Here is a 272-nt window from a genome sequence, read left to right as displayed (position 1 = left end):
TCTTATCAATAGTTTTTAGTTTCTCTATTTCAGTTTCTGCTAATATAGAAATATAATATCTATTACCTGGTGTTCTCGATATAGTACAACTCTTTATTTCTCCATCAAACATTCTATGTTGTTTTATTCTAACCATCGATTTTAATTTAGGTAATTTTATATATCCATTTTCAATCCTTACAGTACCTTTTTGGTTGTTAGTAGTATAACTATGATAGTTTATTTTCTTAGATTTGAATTTAGGAAAACCTACTGATTTATCTCTAAAAAAG

The 272-nt window shown here is 25.4% G+C and carries 1 pseudogene; it reads right to left on the bottom strand.

The annotated features are described in order from the left end of the window. A pseudogene (locus KGF48_RS20050) lies at nucleotides 1–272 on the bottom strand (RNA-guided endonuclease TnpB family protein); the annotation flags it as partial.

This window comes from Clostridioides sp. ZZV15-6388, from assembly GCF_020657755.1.
Lineage (GTDB): Bacteria > Bacillota > Clostridia > Peptostreptococcales > Peptostreptococcaceae > Clostridioides.
The sequence above is the reverse complement of the archived record's forward strand: the minus strand, read 5'-3'. Positions and strand labels throughout refer to the sequence as shown.